The organism is Cloacibacillus sp. An23 (assembly GCF_002159945.1).
In the GTDB taxonomy this organism is placed as follows: domain Bacteria; phylum Synergistota; class Synergistia; order Synergistales; family Synergistaceae; genus Caccocola.
In genome coordinates, this window is the sequence record NZ_NFJQ01000006.1 from 1 (window position 1) to 13,590 (window position 13,590).

Sequence of the window (13,590 nt, forward strand, 5' to 3'; positions counted from 1 at the left end):
CGCCGGAATTAGTTGAATGAGAGAGGGACGGCCTTAGGCCGTCCCTCTCTCGCTTTATTCTCTCGCTTTATATTATATTTATATCTACAGGAATCTCCCCCCTGCGCCGGGAGCCCTTTTTGGCTTGTTGCCGTGAAAAGAATCTCGAGAGGTCCGTTCCGTCCCCCACCGTACAACCTCAAAAAGCTCCTGAACTACCTGAGATCTTTTTGTTTATATTTTGTCTTATACAGACAATCCGCAGAAAAAAGGGGGCTGCGGATTGTTAGGCTCATGTGATATTGGGTAACTGAAACGGCTGTTTTTCAGGGACGGCTAATTAGTATATCGTTTATTGATATTTTTGTATTAGTTCGTCTGTGAGAGTGCAGGCGAAATTAATAGCTCTTGTACATGTTGTTCTGTATAAGTCTCGCTTCTGAATTTCTGCTAGGTCATTCGAATCGCAATTTTTCAGCCCGTTCAATATGTCACTACAGTCTAAGCTGCCGAATTTCTCAATGAAACGTTGATTAAATTCTTGACGTATACTTTTGGCATGATTCAGACGCTCTACATCACCTAATTGATCGTTAGCAAATTTATATCCTAAAGCCATATATGCCCCCGTAACGCATCCACAAGTTGCTGATCGTCCCATGCCACCTCCTATCAAAGCCGCGATTCGACGAGCCTGTGCTGTATCAAAGCCGAGTTTTGGGGCTAAGGTCCCAAAGACGTACATGGCACAATTGATGCCATGGTCAAATCCATACATTAATTCATCTGGCGGAATATATTCTCTCGTCCTCTCCATATTTGTCGTCCTTCTTTCTATTTTTTGTTTAAGAAGCTAAATGTTCAAATTTTCGTTATATTGTACGTTATGTGGGGATTTTTGCTATCTAGGAACTATAAACGTTTGATCCTTGATCTTGAAGAAAGCAAGCACCGAAAACAATTTGGGCAAAGTTGTTATCATCAAGGAACAAATGTAGTTTTCGGTGCCTGTAACAAACTGTCAGTTTATAAGATTAACATTTTTCCCGCTGCGCATAAAGGTTACTATTTCTTCTGCCGTCATGTTATCCAGTCCGAGATCGGAGAGTGTATAACCTGCTGCATAGTAGTTTGTTTTCATCATGACGTTGCTCAAGTTTGTCATTGCGTGAAGAACAGGCGTGTCAACATTCAGGACTTTTGCAAAGTTGATTGCAGTTACACATCCCACAGGTACATCTTCGGTAATATAGCGTGAATTTAATTCAAAGCGCGTTCCTTTAGGAGCAGGAAGCCATGTATTAAGGTCAAGTGGCTGGTCGAAAGGATACCTGAAATCCGGACCATAGAAGAACTGCCCGATCAATCCCATTCTGGACGATGTTAAAGCATCTTTTTCTACAGGGCAAATTCCAACGCCGAATGCCTTTGTGATGTTGACTAGGTCCTCGTAATAGGCATATTGCACTTCACCTACGGCTGGGGAACACCCAAATGCATAAATGTCATAGTAGATATCTTTGTCGCCCAGGTTGGGAATTACGCCCCAATTTTCAATCGTTCCGGCGTTCATTACTACAGCCGGAATATGAAGTAACGGGTTTACGTTAGAAATGCTGATGTCCAGGACAGTGTCACCATGAATCAATTCTGTTGCGTCTAAAGCTGGAATCTCTTTAGATACACGCAGATATTCTTCGTAGTCACTAGATGGGAAGGTATCAACTCGTATTTCATTTTCCCTATAGGTAATGTTTACCACGTCAGTTTCTGTTTCTAAATTATTGAAGTCTACCAGCCGCGCTCCATATACTAAGGAATCATAACCGGCAATGATCACCTTTGTGGTAATGCCCTTATCTCGCATGATACGTCTGAGAATTAAACTACCAAAGTTATCAGGAAAAATGCTGACTGTCTGTCCGTCTTCGAGTAAAGGTGCTAGTTCCTCAAATACGCTGGGGAACCCCTGAGCCTGAACCGAAATCAAAATATGATTTGCACCGTGAACTGCCTGCGCCATATCATAAGTTACCATATCCAACACTGCCGTACCGTTTCTCTTGAAATTCTTGTAGTTCATTTCAAGGCCTTCGAGTCGGATGCGCTTGCTTTTCTGGATACCTTTGACCTTATTATTGAATTTTGTGAATTCGTACATTCTTACCTCAGCGCCACCTAATTTACAATCAGCGGCCAACGCATGAGCCCCATTTCCGGCACCAATCACAGCAATAATAGACATATAAATTACCTCCTTCGAAAAATAAACAGGCTATGGTATGTATCTGACAGCCCATGAAAGATTGAGCAAAAAATGATTATTTAATGAAAAATGAGATTAAGCTTGCACCGCTTTGCGATCCTGACTCCAGAGCATGAAAAAGCGGATGATTGTAACTAGCCCGCTGAATGCTCCTGCGTACCCAAAGTATGTCATGATGTAATTGATGAGCATCTCGTATGGCACAAACAGTGTAATGAAGTAGACTGCGACACCACATATTACGATAAACAGCCTGTAAGGCATTGATTTTTCATCAGACCAGATTGTGGAAGCGCAAGTCCAAAGAATTGGGCACATCGTAGAATAAATGGATAGCATAATTATAATTGAGAACACAACGGCCATGCCGGAAATGAACTGGTTGGCAAGAACTAAATTGGGTATAGCTGCTATAGCGCATTCCTCAATCTTGCCGATGTAATTTAGTGCCAGAATAATACAGCAAGCTGTATATAGAACGGCACCAGCCATAAATATACTCTTTGTATCTTTATATCGGTAGTCGCGAAGGTCGTGTCCCAAGTGCGCGACATAAGCCATTGGCAGCAAAATGCACGTACCAGTATAAGAGATGGCTGAAAGAAGTATGCTATGTCCCGCACGATTTACTTCCACCGCACCGCTTTGCATGAGTTCAACCCCTTCTTTAAGGTGTGGGAAAGTTAAAAACGCTGATATAACGCCTAAAATTAAGGAGAAACCGACAACAACGGGTCCAATTTTTCCTATGATATCTACCATTTTCCTCAGGCCAAGAAGAGCAGTGCCGACTGAAATTATGACTGCGATCGCGCTACCAAGAGGAATTGAAATACCGAACTGCTGGTTAAGTGTATTGCCGAAACCAGAAATCATGAAGAAGTAACAACCCAGGTTATAAGCCCAAACGAAAAAGCTAAAAAGCTTTCCTAGGTATTTTCCGCCGATAATCTCGTAGAGTTCATTAACATTACTGGCTTCTCGCGTTCGTCCAATATAGCCAACGCTGATGTAGGTCATTGTGAGAAAAACTATGAATATGATCCCTATTTCAAAAACACCAAAGATCGAACCCCAGTTAGAGAAATACTGCATAATCTCTTGGCCGCTTGCAAAGCCAGCGCCTATTAAGTAGGCTAAAATGGCACCTGTAGTATTAACAATCAGCGCAAAGCCCATTTTTTTACAGCTTTCCATCAAACATCGCCTCCAAATTAATTTAGGTCTTTGAGGGAAAGAACCTACATGTGGAGGAAAAGAGCAGAAAATATTCTTAATATCGTACTTTCATCCGTTATAGTGTACAAAACGAAGTATAAAATACAAATTATTTTTTGTCAATCAACTTATGTTATTGATTACTTTGTCGAAATATAGTATAGTACACCGGGCGGTCATATATGCTGAATAATTACGCATTAACGTTACTTTAATCTACGCTTACTATTTCACTGGAAGAGAAAAGAGCTGTACTTATGGACGAATTTACAGGTATTGGCGATAACCTGAAGCAATTGAGAAAACAGATGAATCTGAGTCTCAGTGAGGTATCTCGCCTCACCAACGTTAGTAAAACAATGCTGAGCCAAATTGAGCGCAATGAGTCTACTCCAACAATATCGACTGTTTGGAAAATTGCTAACGGCTTAAAAATAAAGTTCGATACGCTATTAGATACAAGTGCGGCTAGGTTGTGCGATATTCGTTCGATCCACGACATGGTGCCATTGCGGGATAAGTCTCATTTAGCTGAGATTTATTGTATGGCGCCATTTTCTCCCAAGAGTGGTTACGAGTTTTTCTATTGTATTTTTCGTCCTGGATGCAATTATATTTCTGATGGACATCGTAATAGCCAATCTGAACTTGTATTTGTGTTTCAGGGTGAGCTAGAAATTGTAATAGGGACAAATTCTTATCGCATTCCGGAAGGCAGTGCGATCTCAATTGAGGCTGTGATGCCTCACCGTTATATTAATAATGGAGAGACAACAGTAATATCTTGTTCACTTGTTAGTTATAATTAACACTGATTTTGTAATTTAAAGATTTAGAAACCTATTTTTGTTTCTCTTCATAATATGTTATCGAAACGCTCCTTCTTTAATTTTTTATATAGTCTCACTTAAAAAAGTTGTATATTGCCGCTGCGTTGATGTCGGTTTGCCACAAACTTTCGACGTCCATTGGATTATAAGTTGATCGCTGTAAAGATAACTTTGAATAAATATTTTTGTTGACATCCTACGCTCAAGATGTTATTGTGAAAGCGAGGGAAAGAGCAGGAGTATTTTACATATCAAGCGTCCGTTATCGCGAACAAAGTCGTTATATGGTGGATATAACGATAAGAGGCATTATTGCCTCATAGCATTTTTATGATTAACGCGCGCACGAGAATTTAAGTTGAAGAAGGGAGACTTTCCAAATGAAAAAAGATATCTATCTGCAGTTATTGGAAAAAGAACTGATTCCGGCATGCGGTTGTACTGAGCCAATGGCATTCGCTTTAGCGGCGGCTCTTGCTCGCAGATACGCCCCTGGCGAAATTAAAGAAATTCATCTAAAAGGATCCGGTTTGATGGTGACCGGTGTCCAAGCCGTACTTATTCCTAATTCTCATGGCCGTCATGGCGGATTTATCTCAACAGCCATGGGTGTAGTCGCCGGGAACCCAGACGACGATATGGAGGTTTTGACCAAGATCACAGACGCTGATCTGGAGAAAGCAGAGGAACTATCGCAGCGGCTGCAGGCGGCAGGTACGTTCACCCAAGAGTTGGAAGTTGATGTCCCGTCGATTTACCTTTCTACTAACATAGTCACAGATGAGCATAACGCTACAGTTATTTTGCAGAACGAACATAACGGGATTTGCTATATTGAGGCAGATGGAAAGGTTATTTTAGATACTAGGGATATAAACCCAGTCACTGAAGCCTTAGAAAAGAACAATGTAGATAAATCCATTCTCACAATTCCTAAAATTGTAGAATTTTGTAATACTGTGGATTTAGAGCAATTAGGCCATATCCGCTATGCGATGAAACTGACGAAGGATATCTGTCAGGATGGCATGGACAATCCTCTTGGGATGCAGTGCGGACGTGTTTTAATGCAGAATATGGAAAAGGGACTGGTGGCGAAAGACGAATTCAATTACACATTGGCTTGGACTATCGCCGGCTTAGATGCTCGTATGGGAGGCACAAGCTATACGGCTATGAGCAATACAGGCAGCGGTAACCAAGGTATCATTTGCACCATGGCTCCTATGGCGGCAGGCGAATGGAGAAAAGAGTCCGAAGAGAAGATTATTCGAGCGGTGACACTATCCAATCTGATGAATATCTATTTGGATTATCGTTCTAACGAATATGCGCACCTCTCTCCGGAGTGCTATTGCGGAGGAGTAGCGCCTGCGGCCGCTGCCTGCGGCGTTGCGTACTTAAGAGGCGATTCTGCTGATGTTCTGAATGACATCGTCCGTACTAGCCTGGGGAATCAGGCTGGGATTATATGTGACGGCGCCAAACCGAGCTGCGCATTCCGCGCATATACCGGATTATTTGCAACTCTCCACGCTATGTTGCTGGCAGAACAGGGGATTGCTACCGGTCCGACAGAAGGCATAGTTCATGAATCTGCAGATGTGACTATTGATAATATCTATCGTCTACAGAAAGATACTATGAGTCATACAGACGAGTTCGTTTGGAAAATTAAGCAGGAACAGAAGACAATTTGCTAATTGGAAAGCATATACGCGATATATCACAGTGAGAAGTATAATTTATAAAAAATATTTTAGACAAAAGGTGGCTTGTGTATTATAACAAAATGCACGACCCATTCTTTGCGCAATGAAAAGCGATATCTGCTTTATACACAGGCAGAAAGTCAATCGCTACTAAGATATTGCACAAATTATAACTTGAGTGGCTCTGAAGTTTCAACGGAGCCACTTTTTATTGTCTGAGGACGTATTTATCGGCGTGTCCGCCTCTGGCGCCGTCGCGTAGGATATGATACGTACTATGGCATCAAAGCCCATCCTCTTTACTATGGTGACCCCGACGCCAGAGAGCATGCTGGCGCTCGCGATTGAGGCCGGCGCGGTTCATCGGTATGGGACACCGCAACTTCTACAACCAGACCAACAATGTTCTGTCCTTCCCGAGGATTTTCCGCGGCGCTCTGGACGTGCGTGCGAGCGACATAAACGATGGTATGAAGATAGCCGCGGCTATAGCTCTTGCGAATCTTGTCGGAGACGATGAGTCCAACCCTGAGTTCATCATTCTCGCCGCTTTCGCCCTGCGCGTCTGCGAGCACGTATCGAATGGCGGTTGCTGAAGCCGCGCGCAATAGCAGCGTAGCGATGATATAAGGACGGGCGGTCGCCTGATGCGGAATTTTTACGTACGAAACGAAGAACAACGAGATGCCGCCGTCGAGAACGCAGTTTTCCGTTCTATGCTGCGGCCAGTCGTTGCAAAAATAAGGCACGACGTAACATAGCCGCTCGATCAGTTGGGGCGGACGTATGGCGTTTTGCTTTAGGAAATGACGCCTGTCATGCCATATCTGGCTGCCCCAGGTGCTCCACGGCGCTGTTTTGGGTGCGCGCATGGATTTCAATGATCTGGGGCCGATGTTTGCCGGGAAACGCGCCATGCATTGACTACGCGTTTTATCACGTTGTGCGGGCGGCGTGCTGCACCAAGCACGGCATGACGGAGACTCTGTTCTCTGTATTTAGTTGATTGCTGTTCAAAAATAAGTCAATCAACCATGTCATCCATATGAGATTAAGAAAGCGCATTCACAGCGGGCGCATTTCGATATATGTCCGGCAGGCGGAGTATTTTTTCATTCTAGCTCGCGATTGGTTTTTTGTGATCTATGCCAGAAAATCATATATCGCGATGTGTCAGCGCGGTATATGACGGCCCGTACGGCTGACCACGGCTGTGCCGAAGCAATAAGATTTATTTTCACGGCGGCACGACGGGAAGCGCAAGCGGAGCCGGCGCGCGGCGGCGGTTTTCTCACTCGTTCAAACGGAAAAGGGGCGGGGCTCTTTCCAGTCTGATATATCAGAGGCTTCGGTATATGCAGACCTGTCATTGAACGACTTTGATTTTCTGAGAAAGGGAGATCATCGTTCCCGCGTCGTTTACGCCGCATGCGCCGTGTCGCGAGCGGGCATCCTCGCACGCCTCGGAAGCGCGTCCGAACGAGCTGTGCGGGCTGATGCAGGTGCGCGCGCGCTTTGCGGACGCCTTGCGTCCCGTAATAAAGATTTTGTTTTTCACCCGCTAATATGATACAAAATTTTAAAAAATATTTTTTATTTTCTTATCCAATGCTTCAAACATTGACATCGCGGCAGTTCTGATATATCTTTTACATTAAAGTTAGTAGAATTGCTTACTTATTTTCGTATCTTCTAACAAGCGGCTTTTGCGGCCTCGGGGGGCCGTAATTATAAAAAGCGAGAATCTGAAGGGAGAGCACAAAATGAAGAAATTAGCAGTATTTATGGCATCGGTACTTGTTCTTGCGATGATGGCTACGGCTTCGTTCGCTGCGGATCAGATAGTGTTCCGCTTCGCCGGGCAGCAGCCGGTCGAGCATCAGTGCACTAAGATGATGCAGGATTTTGCGAAGGAAATCGCTGATAAGACTAACGGACACGTTAAAATCGAAGTTTATCCCGCCAGCCAGCTCGGCGATTACACGCTCGTAATGGAAGAGCTCATACGCGGCACCGTCGATATGTCGGTGACCTCGTTCGCGAGCTCCTTCGACCCCCGCTTCGAGCTCGTCTACATCAACGGATACGTCAGCGGCTATGACGAGGCCAAGAAGGTCTTCGCCCCCGGCGCGTGGCTCCCGAACAAGCTTAACGAACTCGGCCTCGCCCTCGGCGTCCGCGTCCTCGGCTCCTACGTCGAAGGCATGATCGGCGTCGGCTCTACGAAGCCCCTCAACGAACCGCTCAACCCGAAAGTCGACAAGGGCGTCCTCACCCGCGTTCCGAACATGGACACCTACATGCTCGGCGCTCAGGCGATGGGCTTCCGCACCATCACCATTCCGTGGGCCGACGTTTATCAGTCGCTCCAGACCGGCGTCTGCGATTCCGTCAACGCGATGGCTACGGCCGCCGTCTACACGAGCCTCGGCGACGTCATCAAGTACTGGTACGCCACTAACTACTCGATGGAGTACCTCCCGCTCATGATCAGCGAAAAGTCCTGGCAGAAGCTCTCCCCCGAAGAGCAGGCGATCTTCCAGGAAGCCGCGAAGAACTTCACCATCAAGTCCATCGACACCGCCCAGGCTGAGGATATGAAGTACATGGACCTCATGAAGAAGAAGGGCATCCAGGTCTTCACCTACAGCGAAGAAGAGCTCCGTCCCATCAAGGAAGCCTGCATCACCACCTGGGAAAAGCTTGGCGAGCGCGGCATGACCCCCGAACTTATGAAGGAATTCAGAGAGAACCTCGGGAAATAAACCCTTGCCCCAACAAATCAAAAACGAAAGCGGCCCTTTTTAAAGGGCCGCTTTTTTACGCCGTATGACGAACGTACGCGGGAATTATCGCAACCGGGCCGGAACGCCGCCGCCCTCCTTGCGCTTCCGACGCCTAAGCGGAGACACAGTAGAAGCTCATGACCTCGACTCCGCGGCCGGAGACCCGTGCGGGGGCCTGCGTGCAAGAATATTCACGGGACGGCGTTTGCTTGACTATTTAGTATGATCGTTTTGCTTTTGGGAAAAAGCCGTAATGCGCCGTACCGGGCCCGTCACAGTCTGTTTGCCGCTGCGCCGCGAGCCGCCGCGTGTTCTAACGCGGTGAGATTCCGCGTCTGCCGGCAAAAAGTCGATGAAATTAAAATATTCCGTTCGTTCCGTCCGATGACTCGAACGGCGTTTTACGCCAGGCGCGGAATGACGGTAACTTCGGCTGTTTCCCCCTGCCGGTACAATCAGAGTAAACTCGCACCACATCCGCGCGCACGACGTACCACCGCCGCATTCCGCTTCACGGCGCGCCGCAAAAATTACAGCCGCAGGCCGCGCTATTCGTATGCGGCCAGCCGTGGCCGTCGGTTGAGGCGGCTACTGTCTTGCGGAATAGACGCCGCGTCCGTGCCCGGCGCTCGTTGAAAAACGCATCGCCGCCGCGCCGCCGGCCGCGTCGCGTTCCGCGCGCAGCAGCCGCACTTCTTCCTCAAGGCGGGCCAGCCGGGCCTCAAGCTCCGCCGTGTAGGCTTCGCCGCCGGTCCGGCGCGTAGGAACGCCGTCTATCTTCACCACCTGCGCGCGGACGCCGGCGACCGTCGAATTTTCCGGCACGTCGCGCAGCACGACGCTGTTCGCGCCTATCTTTGAATTCGAGCCTATCGTTATCGGGCCGAGTATCTTCGCGCCACTTCCGACGAAAATATTGTCGCGGAGCGTGGGGTGGCGTTTGTGGTCGCGTTCGTTGCCGGTCGCGCCGAGCGTGACGCCGTGGAAGAGCGTGACGTTCTCGCCGATCTCCGCCGTCTCGCCTATGACGACTCCCGCTCCGTGGTCGATGAAAAGTCCTGGGCCTATCTTGGCGGCCGGGTGTATCTCTATGCCCGTCCACCAGCGCACGAAAAGCGAAAGCAGCCGCGGAAGCACGGGAATATGCAGCGTCGAGTGCATGAAATGCAGCCCGCGGTACGCTGTCACGGCGAGGAAGCCCGGCGTACAGAGGACGACCTCGAAAAATCCGCGCGCGCCGCCGGCTATGGACGGGTCGTTCCTCTTAGCCGCGAGATAGTCGCTCCTGATCATCCTCAATGCGTTCATGTGCGTCCCTCCTGAATAAAAAAAGAGAGCCTGCTTTCGCAGGCCCTCACAAAAATATTACGATTTCCGGTTATGCTGTTCCGCCCCGGGCCGCGCTCCTATGCGCGCGGCTCGCCGTCCGCGCGGTTTATAAATCCGTGCGGCGACAACAGACGATATTAAAGAGGCGGATCGTATATATCGTACTCATAGCGCTTATTCTATAACGAATATGGCGCGTTGGCAAGCCTGGATAAGGAAGGCGGATTGTCATCTGTCCGGCGGCAGAAAAGAATAGTCATGGGAAGAGCTGCTCAGTCCGCCGCACTCTGGGGCGCCGCGCAGGTTGGAAAGTTCGTGAGGGCCGTCGTCAGACAATATGGACGGAGCTTGCGCATGAACTCTAGTACCAGACGGAGGGACGTGGAAAAATCGATAAAGAATAGAAATAAGAAAGATATACTTTCGATGTACCGTTCCAAACGCTGAGGAGGGCTATGTCGTTCTGAGAACGGAAAATAAAACGCGAGCGAAAGCTTGCGCCGCTTGATGCCGCAGCATTTCGGAGTGCGGTGTGAAAAAGCTGCGCCCATTGCTGTAAAGTTTTTCTCCTTGACACTTCTCTCATCGCCCTGTATAATCCCATAGTTGACTGGGGGTGGCTGCCTTGGCGGAGAAGGATTCTCTGAATCAGCGCGTTCGGGACGTGCTTTTGTTTGATACTTACGGGCAGCGGCTCACGGAGAAGCAGCGGATGGCGTGCGACATGATCCTGATGCGGGATTTTTCGCTCGCGGAGGCGGCGGAGTCGCTCGGCGTCTCGCGGCAGGGGGTTCACGACCTCGTCGCGCGCGCGCGCGAGCACATGGAGGACTGCGAAAGCTCTTTCGGCCTCGTCTCGATGCGGAACAGACTTGAAGCCATGCGGCGGGCGCTCGACGAGAACAAATCGCGTCTGCCCGAGGATTTTTACAGAGATTTCATGAAGCTGCTGGAGGGATAGCCGGTGTTTGATTCGCTCAAAGAACGTTTTGAAAATATTTTCGCGAGCCTCCGCGGCAAGGGAAAGCTGTCCGAAGAGGATATAAATCTCGCGCTGCGCGAGGTGCGCCGCGCGCTTCTCGAGGCCGACGTCAATTATAAGGTCGTCAAGGACGTCGTCGAGGCGATACGCGCGCGCGCCACCGGGCGCGAGGTGCTGGATTCCATCACGCCGTCGCAGCTTATTTTCACGATAGTTTACGAAGAGCTTATAAAGATCATGGGCGAAGCCCCGGCGCCGCTCGTGATTTCGCCGAAGCCGCCGACTATTTATATGATGGTCGGGCTCCAGGGTTCCGGTAAGACGACGACCACGGTCAAGATAGCGCGCCGTATGTCGAAGGGGCACAAGCCGCTGGTAGTGGCCTGCGACCTTCGGAGGCCCGCTGCGGTGGATCAGCTCCGCGTGCTAGCGGAGAAGGCGAACATCCCGTTCTTCGGCCCCGAGCCGGGCGAGACCGACCCCGTCGCCGTCGCGCGCAAGTCGCGCGCTTACGCAGAGTCTCACCTCTGCGACATGATCCTGCTCGACACTGCCGGCCGTCTCCAGATGGACGACGAGCTGATGCAGGAGCTCGAGACTATGAAGGCGGCTATGGAGCCGACGGAAATCCTGCTCGTCGTGGATTCCATGACTGGGCAGGAGGCCGTCAACGTCGCGGACACTTTCCACGCGCGCCTCGGACTGACCGGCGTCGTGCTGACGAAGCTCGACGGCGACGCGCGCGGCGGCCCCGCGCTCGCGGTGCGCGCGAGCACGGGCGTCCCGATAAAGCTCGCGGGCTGCGGCGAAAAGACGGAAGATCTCGAAGTTTTCGACGCGCGGCGCATGGCGCAGCGCATAATCGGCATGGGGGACATGGAGGGGCTGCTCGAAAAGGTACAGTCCGCCACCTCCGAGGCCGACATAGAGCGCATGACGGAGAGCCTGAAGAAAAACCGCTTCACGCTCGAAGATATGCTGATGCAGCTCCAGCAGATAAAGAAGCTCGGGCCGCTTGAAAAAATAGTCGAAATGCTGCCGATTCCGGGCGCGGCGAAGGCTCTGAAGAACGCCGAGATTGACCCGAAGCGCATGAAGCAGACCGAGGCGATCATACTTTCGATGACGCCGAAGGAGCGGCGCAACCCCGAGATAATCAAGGGCAGCCGCCGCCGCAGGATAGCGGAGGGCTCCGGCACGTCGGTGCAGATGGTGAACCAGGTGCTGGCGCAGTATGAGCAGATGAAGGGCATGATGAAGACCTTCGGCAAGATGGCCGGAGGCAAGGGCGGCTTCCGTATGCCGCCCGGCCTTGGCGGGATGGGGCGCGGCAAGCGCGGCTTCTTCCGTTAAATTGTGATTGAGCCGGATATGATTCCGTTTTCAATAAAGCATTAAAAGAATAGACACAGGAGGTGTTAACGCAAAATGTCAGTACGTATACGTCTTTCCCGTCACGGGAAAAAGAAGGCTCCTTTCTATCGTCTGGTTGTGGCGGACTCTCATTCTCCGAGAGACGGCCGTTTCATAGAGATACTCGGGACCTACAACCCGCTCGTGGACCCGGCGGAGATCAAGATAAACGCCGAACGCGCCGCGTTCTGGCTCGGCAACGGCGCTTCTCCGTCGGACACGGCGAAGGAGCTGCTCAGGAAGGCCGGAGTCATCGACGCTCCCGCCGCGGCGGCCGAAGCGGAATAGGGCGGATAAATCATGGCGAATTATGTCGACCTGGTTGATCTGATAGTGCGCAGGCTCGTCACGAAGCCGGAGGCGGTCCGTGTCGAAGAGGACCGTTCCGACGGCGGGGTCATACTCGTAACGATAAGGGTTGACTCCGAGGACGTGGGCCGCGTGATAGGCAAGAAAGGCTCCACCATCAACGCCATCCGCCACGTTGCGAAGGCGGCCTCGATAAAGTCGGGCGAAAAGGTGGACGTCGATGTCAAAGAAGACTGATCCTTTTCTCGAAGGACGGTGCGAGATAGGCAAAATAGCGGCGGCGCACGGAGTCCGCGGGGACATGCTTCTGATACCGCTGACGGACTTCCCGGAGCGCTTCGTAGGCATGAAAACGCTCGACATATCGCTGCCGGGCAAGCCGGTGAAGAGCTGGAAAGTGCGCAGGCTTGAGCCTTACGAGGGGAAGAACACGTTCTTCCTGCACCTTCAGGGCGTAGACGACAGAAACGCCGCCGAAGCGCTGAAGGGAGCCTCGGTCACCGTACCGGACGACGAAAGGGTCGAGCTCGAAGAGGACGAATACTGGCTCGACGACATAATCGGCCTGACGGTCCTCGACGGGACGACGGGGGAGACTCTCGGACGGGTGAGCGAAATCATCCAGACCGGCAGCAACGACGTCTACGTCGTAAAGACCCCCGACGGTAAGGAAAAGCCCGTCCCCGCCGTAGGAGACGCGATAGTCTCCGTAGACGTGGAGGGCGGCACCATGACAGTGAATATTCCAGAGGGATTGTGGGACTGA

General features: G+C 50.3%; 13 protein-coding genes. 9 read left to right on the forward strand and 4 right to left on the reverse strand.

Annotated elements, in window-relative coordinates; all coding sequences use genetic code 11:
• Positions 1 to 331: 331 nt before the first annotated feature.
• The 3 genes from B5F39_RS06760 to B5F39_RS06770 form a co-directional block, all read right to left on the reverse strand.
• The gene (locus B5F39_RS06760; protein ID WP_087365268.1) at positions 332 to 796 is read right to left on the reverse strand and encodes a C-GCAxxG-C-C family protein; all 465 of its coding nucleotides are present in this window, start codon (positions 794 to 796) and stop codon (positions 332 to 334) included.
• Positions 797 to 1,000: 204 nt separating this feature from the next.
• Positions 1,001 to 2,224 carry an NAD/NADP-dependent octopine/nopaline dehydrogenase family protein gene (locus B5F39_RS06765; protein ID WP_087365270.1) on the reverse strand — a complete coding sequence of 408 codons (1,224 nt, stop codon included), beginning with the start codon at positions 2,222 to 2,224 and terminating at the stop codon, positions 1,001 to 1,003.
• A gap of 96 nt (positions 2,225 to 2,320) precedes the next feature.
• Positions 2,321 to 3,442, reverse strand: a complete 1,122-nt coding sequence (locus tag B5F39_RS06770) for a hypothetical protein (protein WP_087365272.1) — start codon at positions 3,440 to 3,442, stop codon at positions 2,321 to 2,323.
• Between the two features lie 278 nt (positions 3,443 to 3,720).
• On the opposite strand from B5F39_RS06770, the gene B5F39_RS06775 reads away from it, so the two are divergent.
• From B5F39_RS06775 to dctP, 4 genes are all read left to right on the forward strand, one after another.
• A complete protein-coding gene (locus B5F39_RS06775; RefSeq protein ID WP_087365274.1) occupies positions 3,721 to 4,272 on the forward strand; it encodes an XRE family transcriptional regulator in 552 nt (183 codons plus the stop codon).
• Between the two features lie 401 nt (positions 4,273 to 4,673).
• Positions 4,674 to 5,996, forward strand: coding sequence for an L-serine ammonia-lyase, iron-sulfur-dependent, subunit alpha (locus B5F39_RS06780; protein ID WP_087365276.1), 1,323 nt, complete (start codon positions 4,674 to 4,676; stop codon positions 5,994 to 5,996).
• 377 nt (positions 5,997 to 6,373) lie between these two features.
• A complete protein-coding gene (locus tag B5F39_RS06785) occupies positions 6,374 to 6,601 on the forward strand; it encodes a malic enzyme-like NAD(P)-binding protein (protein ID WP_087365277.1) in 228 nt (75 codons plus the stop codon).
• 1,188 nt (positions 6,602 to 7,789) lie between these two features.
• Positions 7,790 to 8,770 carry a TRAP transporter substrate-binding protein DctP gene (gene dctP, locus B5F39_RS06795; protein WP_239391152.1) on the forward strand — a complete coding sequence of 327 codons (981 nt, stop codon included), beginning with the start codon at positions 7,790 to 7,792 and terminating at the stop codon, positions 8,768 to 8,770.
• Between the two features lie 609 nt (positions 8,771 to 9,379).
• Here dctP and epsC read toward each other — a convergent pair.
• A complete protein-coding gene (gene epsC / locus B5F39_RS06800; protein ID WP_087365283.1) occupies positions 9,380 to 10,099 on the reverse strand; it encodes a serine O-acetyltransferase EpsC in 720 nt (239 codons plus the stop codon).
• Between the two features lie 637 nt (positions 10,100 to 10,736).
• On the opposite strand from epsC, the gene B5F39_RS06805 reads away from it, so the two are divergent.
• From B5F39_RS06805 to rimM, 5 genes are all read left to right on the forward strand, one after another.
• On the forward strand, positions 10,737 to 11,081 hold the full coding sequence (locus B5F39_RS06805; protein ID WP_255376016.1) for a sigma factor-like helix-turn-helix DNA-binding protein: 345 nt from the start codon (positions 10,737 to 10,739) through the stop codon (positions 11,079 to 11,081).
• Positions 11,082 to 11,084: 3 nt separating this feature from the next.
• Positions 11,085 to 12,455: a signal recognition particle protein gene (ffh, locus tag B5F39_RS06810; protein ID WP_087365287.1), complete on the forward strand. Its 1,371-nt coding sequence runs from the start codon at positions 11,085 to 11,087 to the stop codon at positions 12,453 to 12,455.
• Positions 12,456 to 12,530: 75 nt separating this feature from the next.
• Entirely contained in the window at positions 12,531 to 12,803 is a 273-nt protein-coding gene (gene rpsP, locus B5F39_RS06815; protein WP_087365289.1) for a 30S ribosomal protein S16, read from the forward strand.
• 12 nt (positions 12,804 to 12,815) lie between these two features.
• Positions 12,816 to 13,061, forward strand: coding sequence for a KH domain-containing protein (locus tag B5F39_RS06820; protein ID WP_087365291.1), 246 nt, complete (start codon positions 12,816 to 12,818; stop codon positions 13,059 to 13,061).
• Positions 13,045 to 13,590: a ribosome maturation factor RimM gene (gene rimM, locus B5F39_RS06825; protein WP_087365293.1), complete on the forward strand. Its 546-nt coding sequence runs from the start codon at positions 13,045 to 13,047 to the stop codon at positions 13,588 to 13,590. Before B5F39_RS06820 ends, rimM begins: the two co-directional genes overlap by 17 nt.

Excerpts from the sequence above, each read along its gene's own strand:
- B5F39_RS06760 (WP_087365268.1), bottom strand. The coding sequence starts at position 796 with ATGGAGAGGACGAGAGAATATATTCCGCCAGATGAATTAATGTATGGA.
- B5F39_RS06765 (WP_087365270.1), bottom strand. The coding sequence starts at position 2,224 with ATGTCTATTATTGCTGTGATTGGTGCCGGAAATGGGGCTCATGCGTTG.
- B5F39_RS06770 (WP_087365272.1), bottom strand. The coding sequence starts at position 3,442 with ATGGAAAGCTGTAAAAAAATGGGCTTTGCGCTGATTGTTAATACTACA.
- B5F39_RS06775 (WP_087365274.1), top strand. The coding sequence starts at position 3,721 with ATGGACGAATTTACAGGTATTGGCGATAACCTGAAGCAATTGAGAAAA.
- B5F39_RS06780 (WP_087365276.1), top strand. The coding sequence starts at position 4,674 with ATGAAAAAAGATATCTATCTGCAGTTATTGGAAAAAGAACTGATTCCG.
- B5F39_RS06785 (WP_087365277.1), top strand. The coding sequence starts at position 6,374 with ATGGGACACCGCAACTTCTACAACCAGACCAACAATGTTCTGTCCTTC.
- dctP (WP_239391152.1), top strand. The coding sequence starts at position 7,790 with ATGGCATCGGTACTTGTTCTTGCGATGATGGCTACGGCTTCGTTCGCT.
- epsC (WP_087365283.1), bottom strand. The coding sequence starts at position 10,099 with ATGAACGCATTGAGGATGATCAGGAGCGACTATCTCGCGGCTAAGAGG.
- rpsP (WP_087365289.1), top strand. The coding sequence starts at position 12,531 with ATGTCAGTACGTATACGTCTTTCCCGTCACGGGAAAAAGAAGGCTCCT.
- B5F39_RS06820 (WP_087365291.1), top strand. The coding sequence starts at position 12,816 with ATGGCGAATTATGTCGACCTGGTTGATCTGATAGTGCGCAGGCTCGTC.
- rimM (WP_087365293.1), top strand. The coding sequence starts at position 13,045 with ATGTCAAAGAAGACTGATCCTTTTCTCGAAGGACGGTGCGAGATAGGC.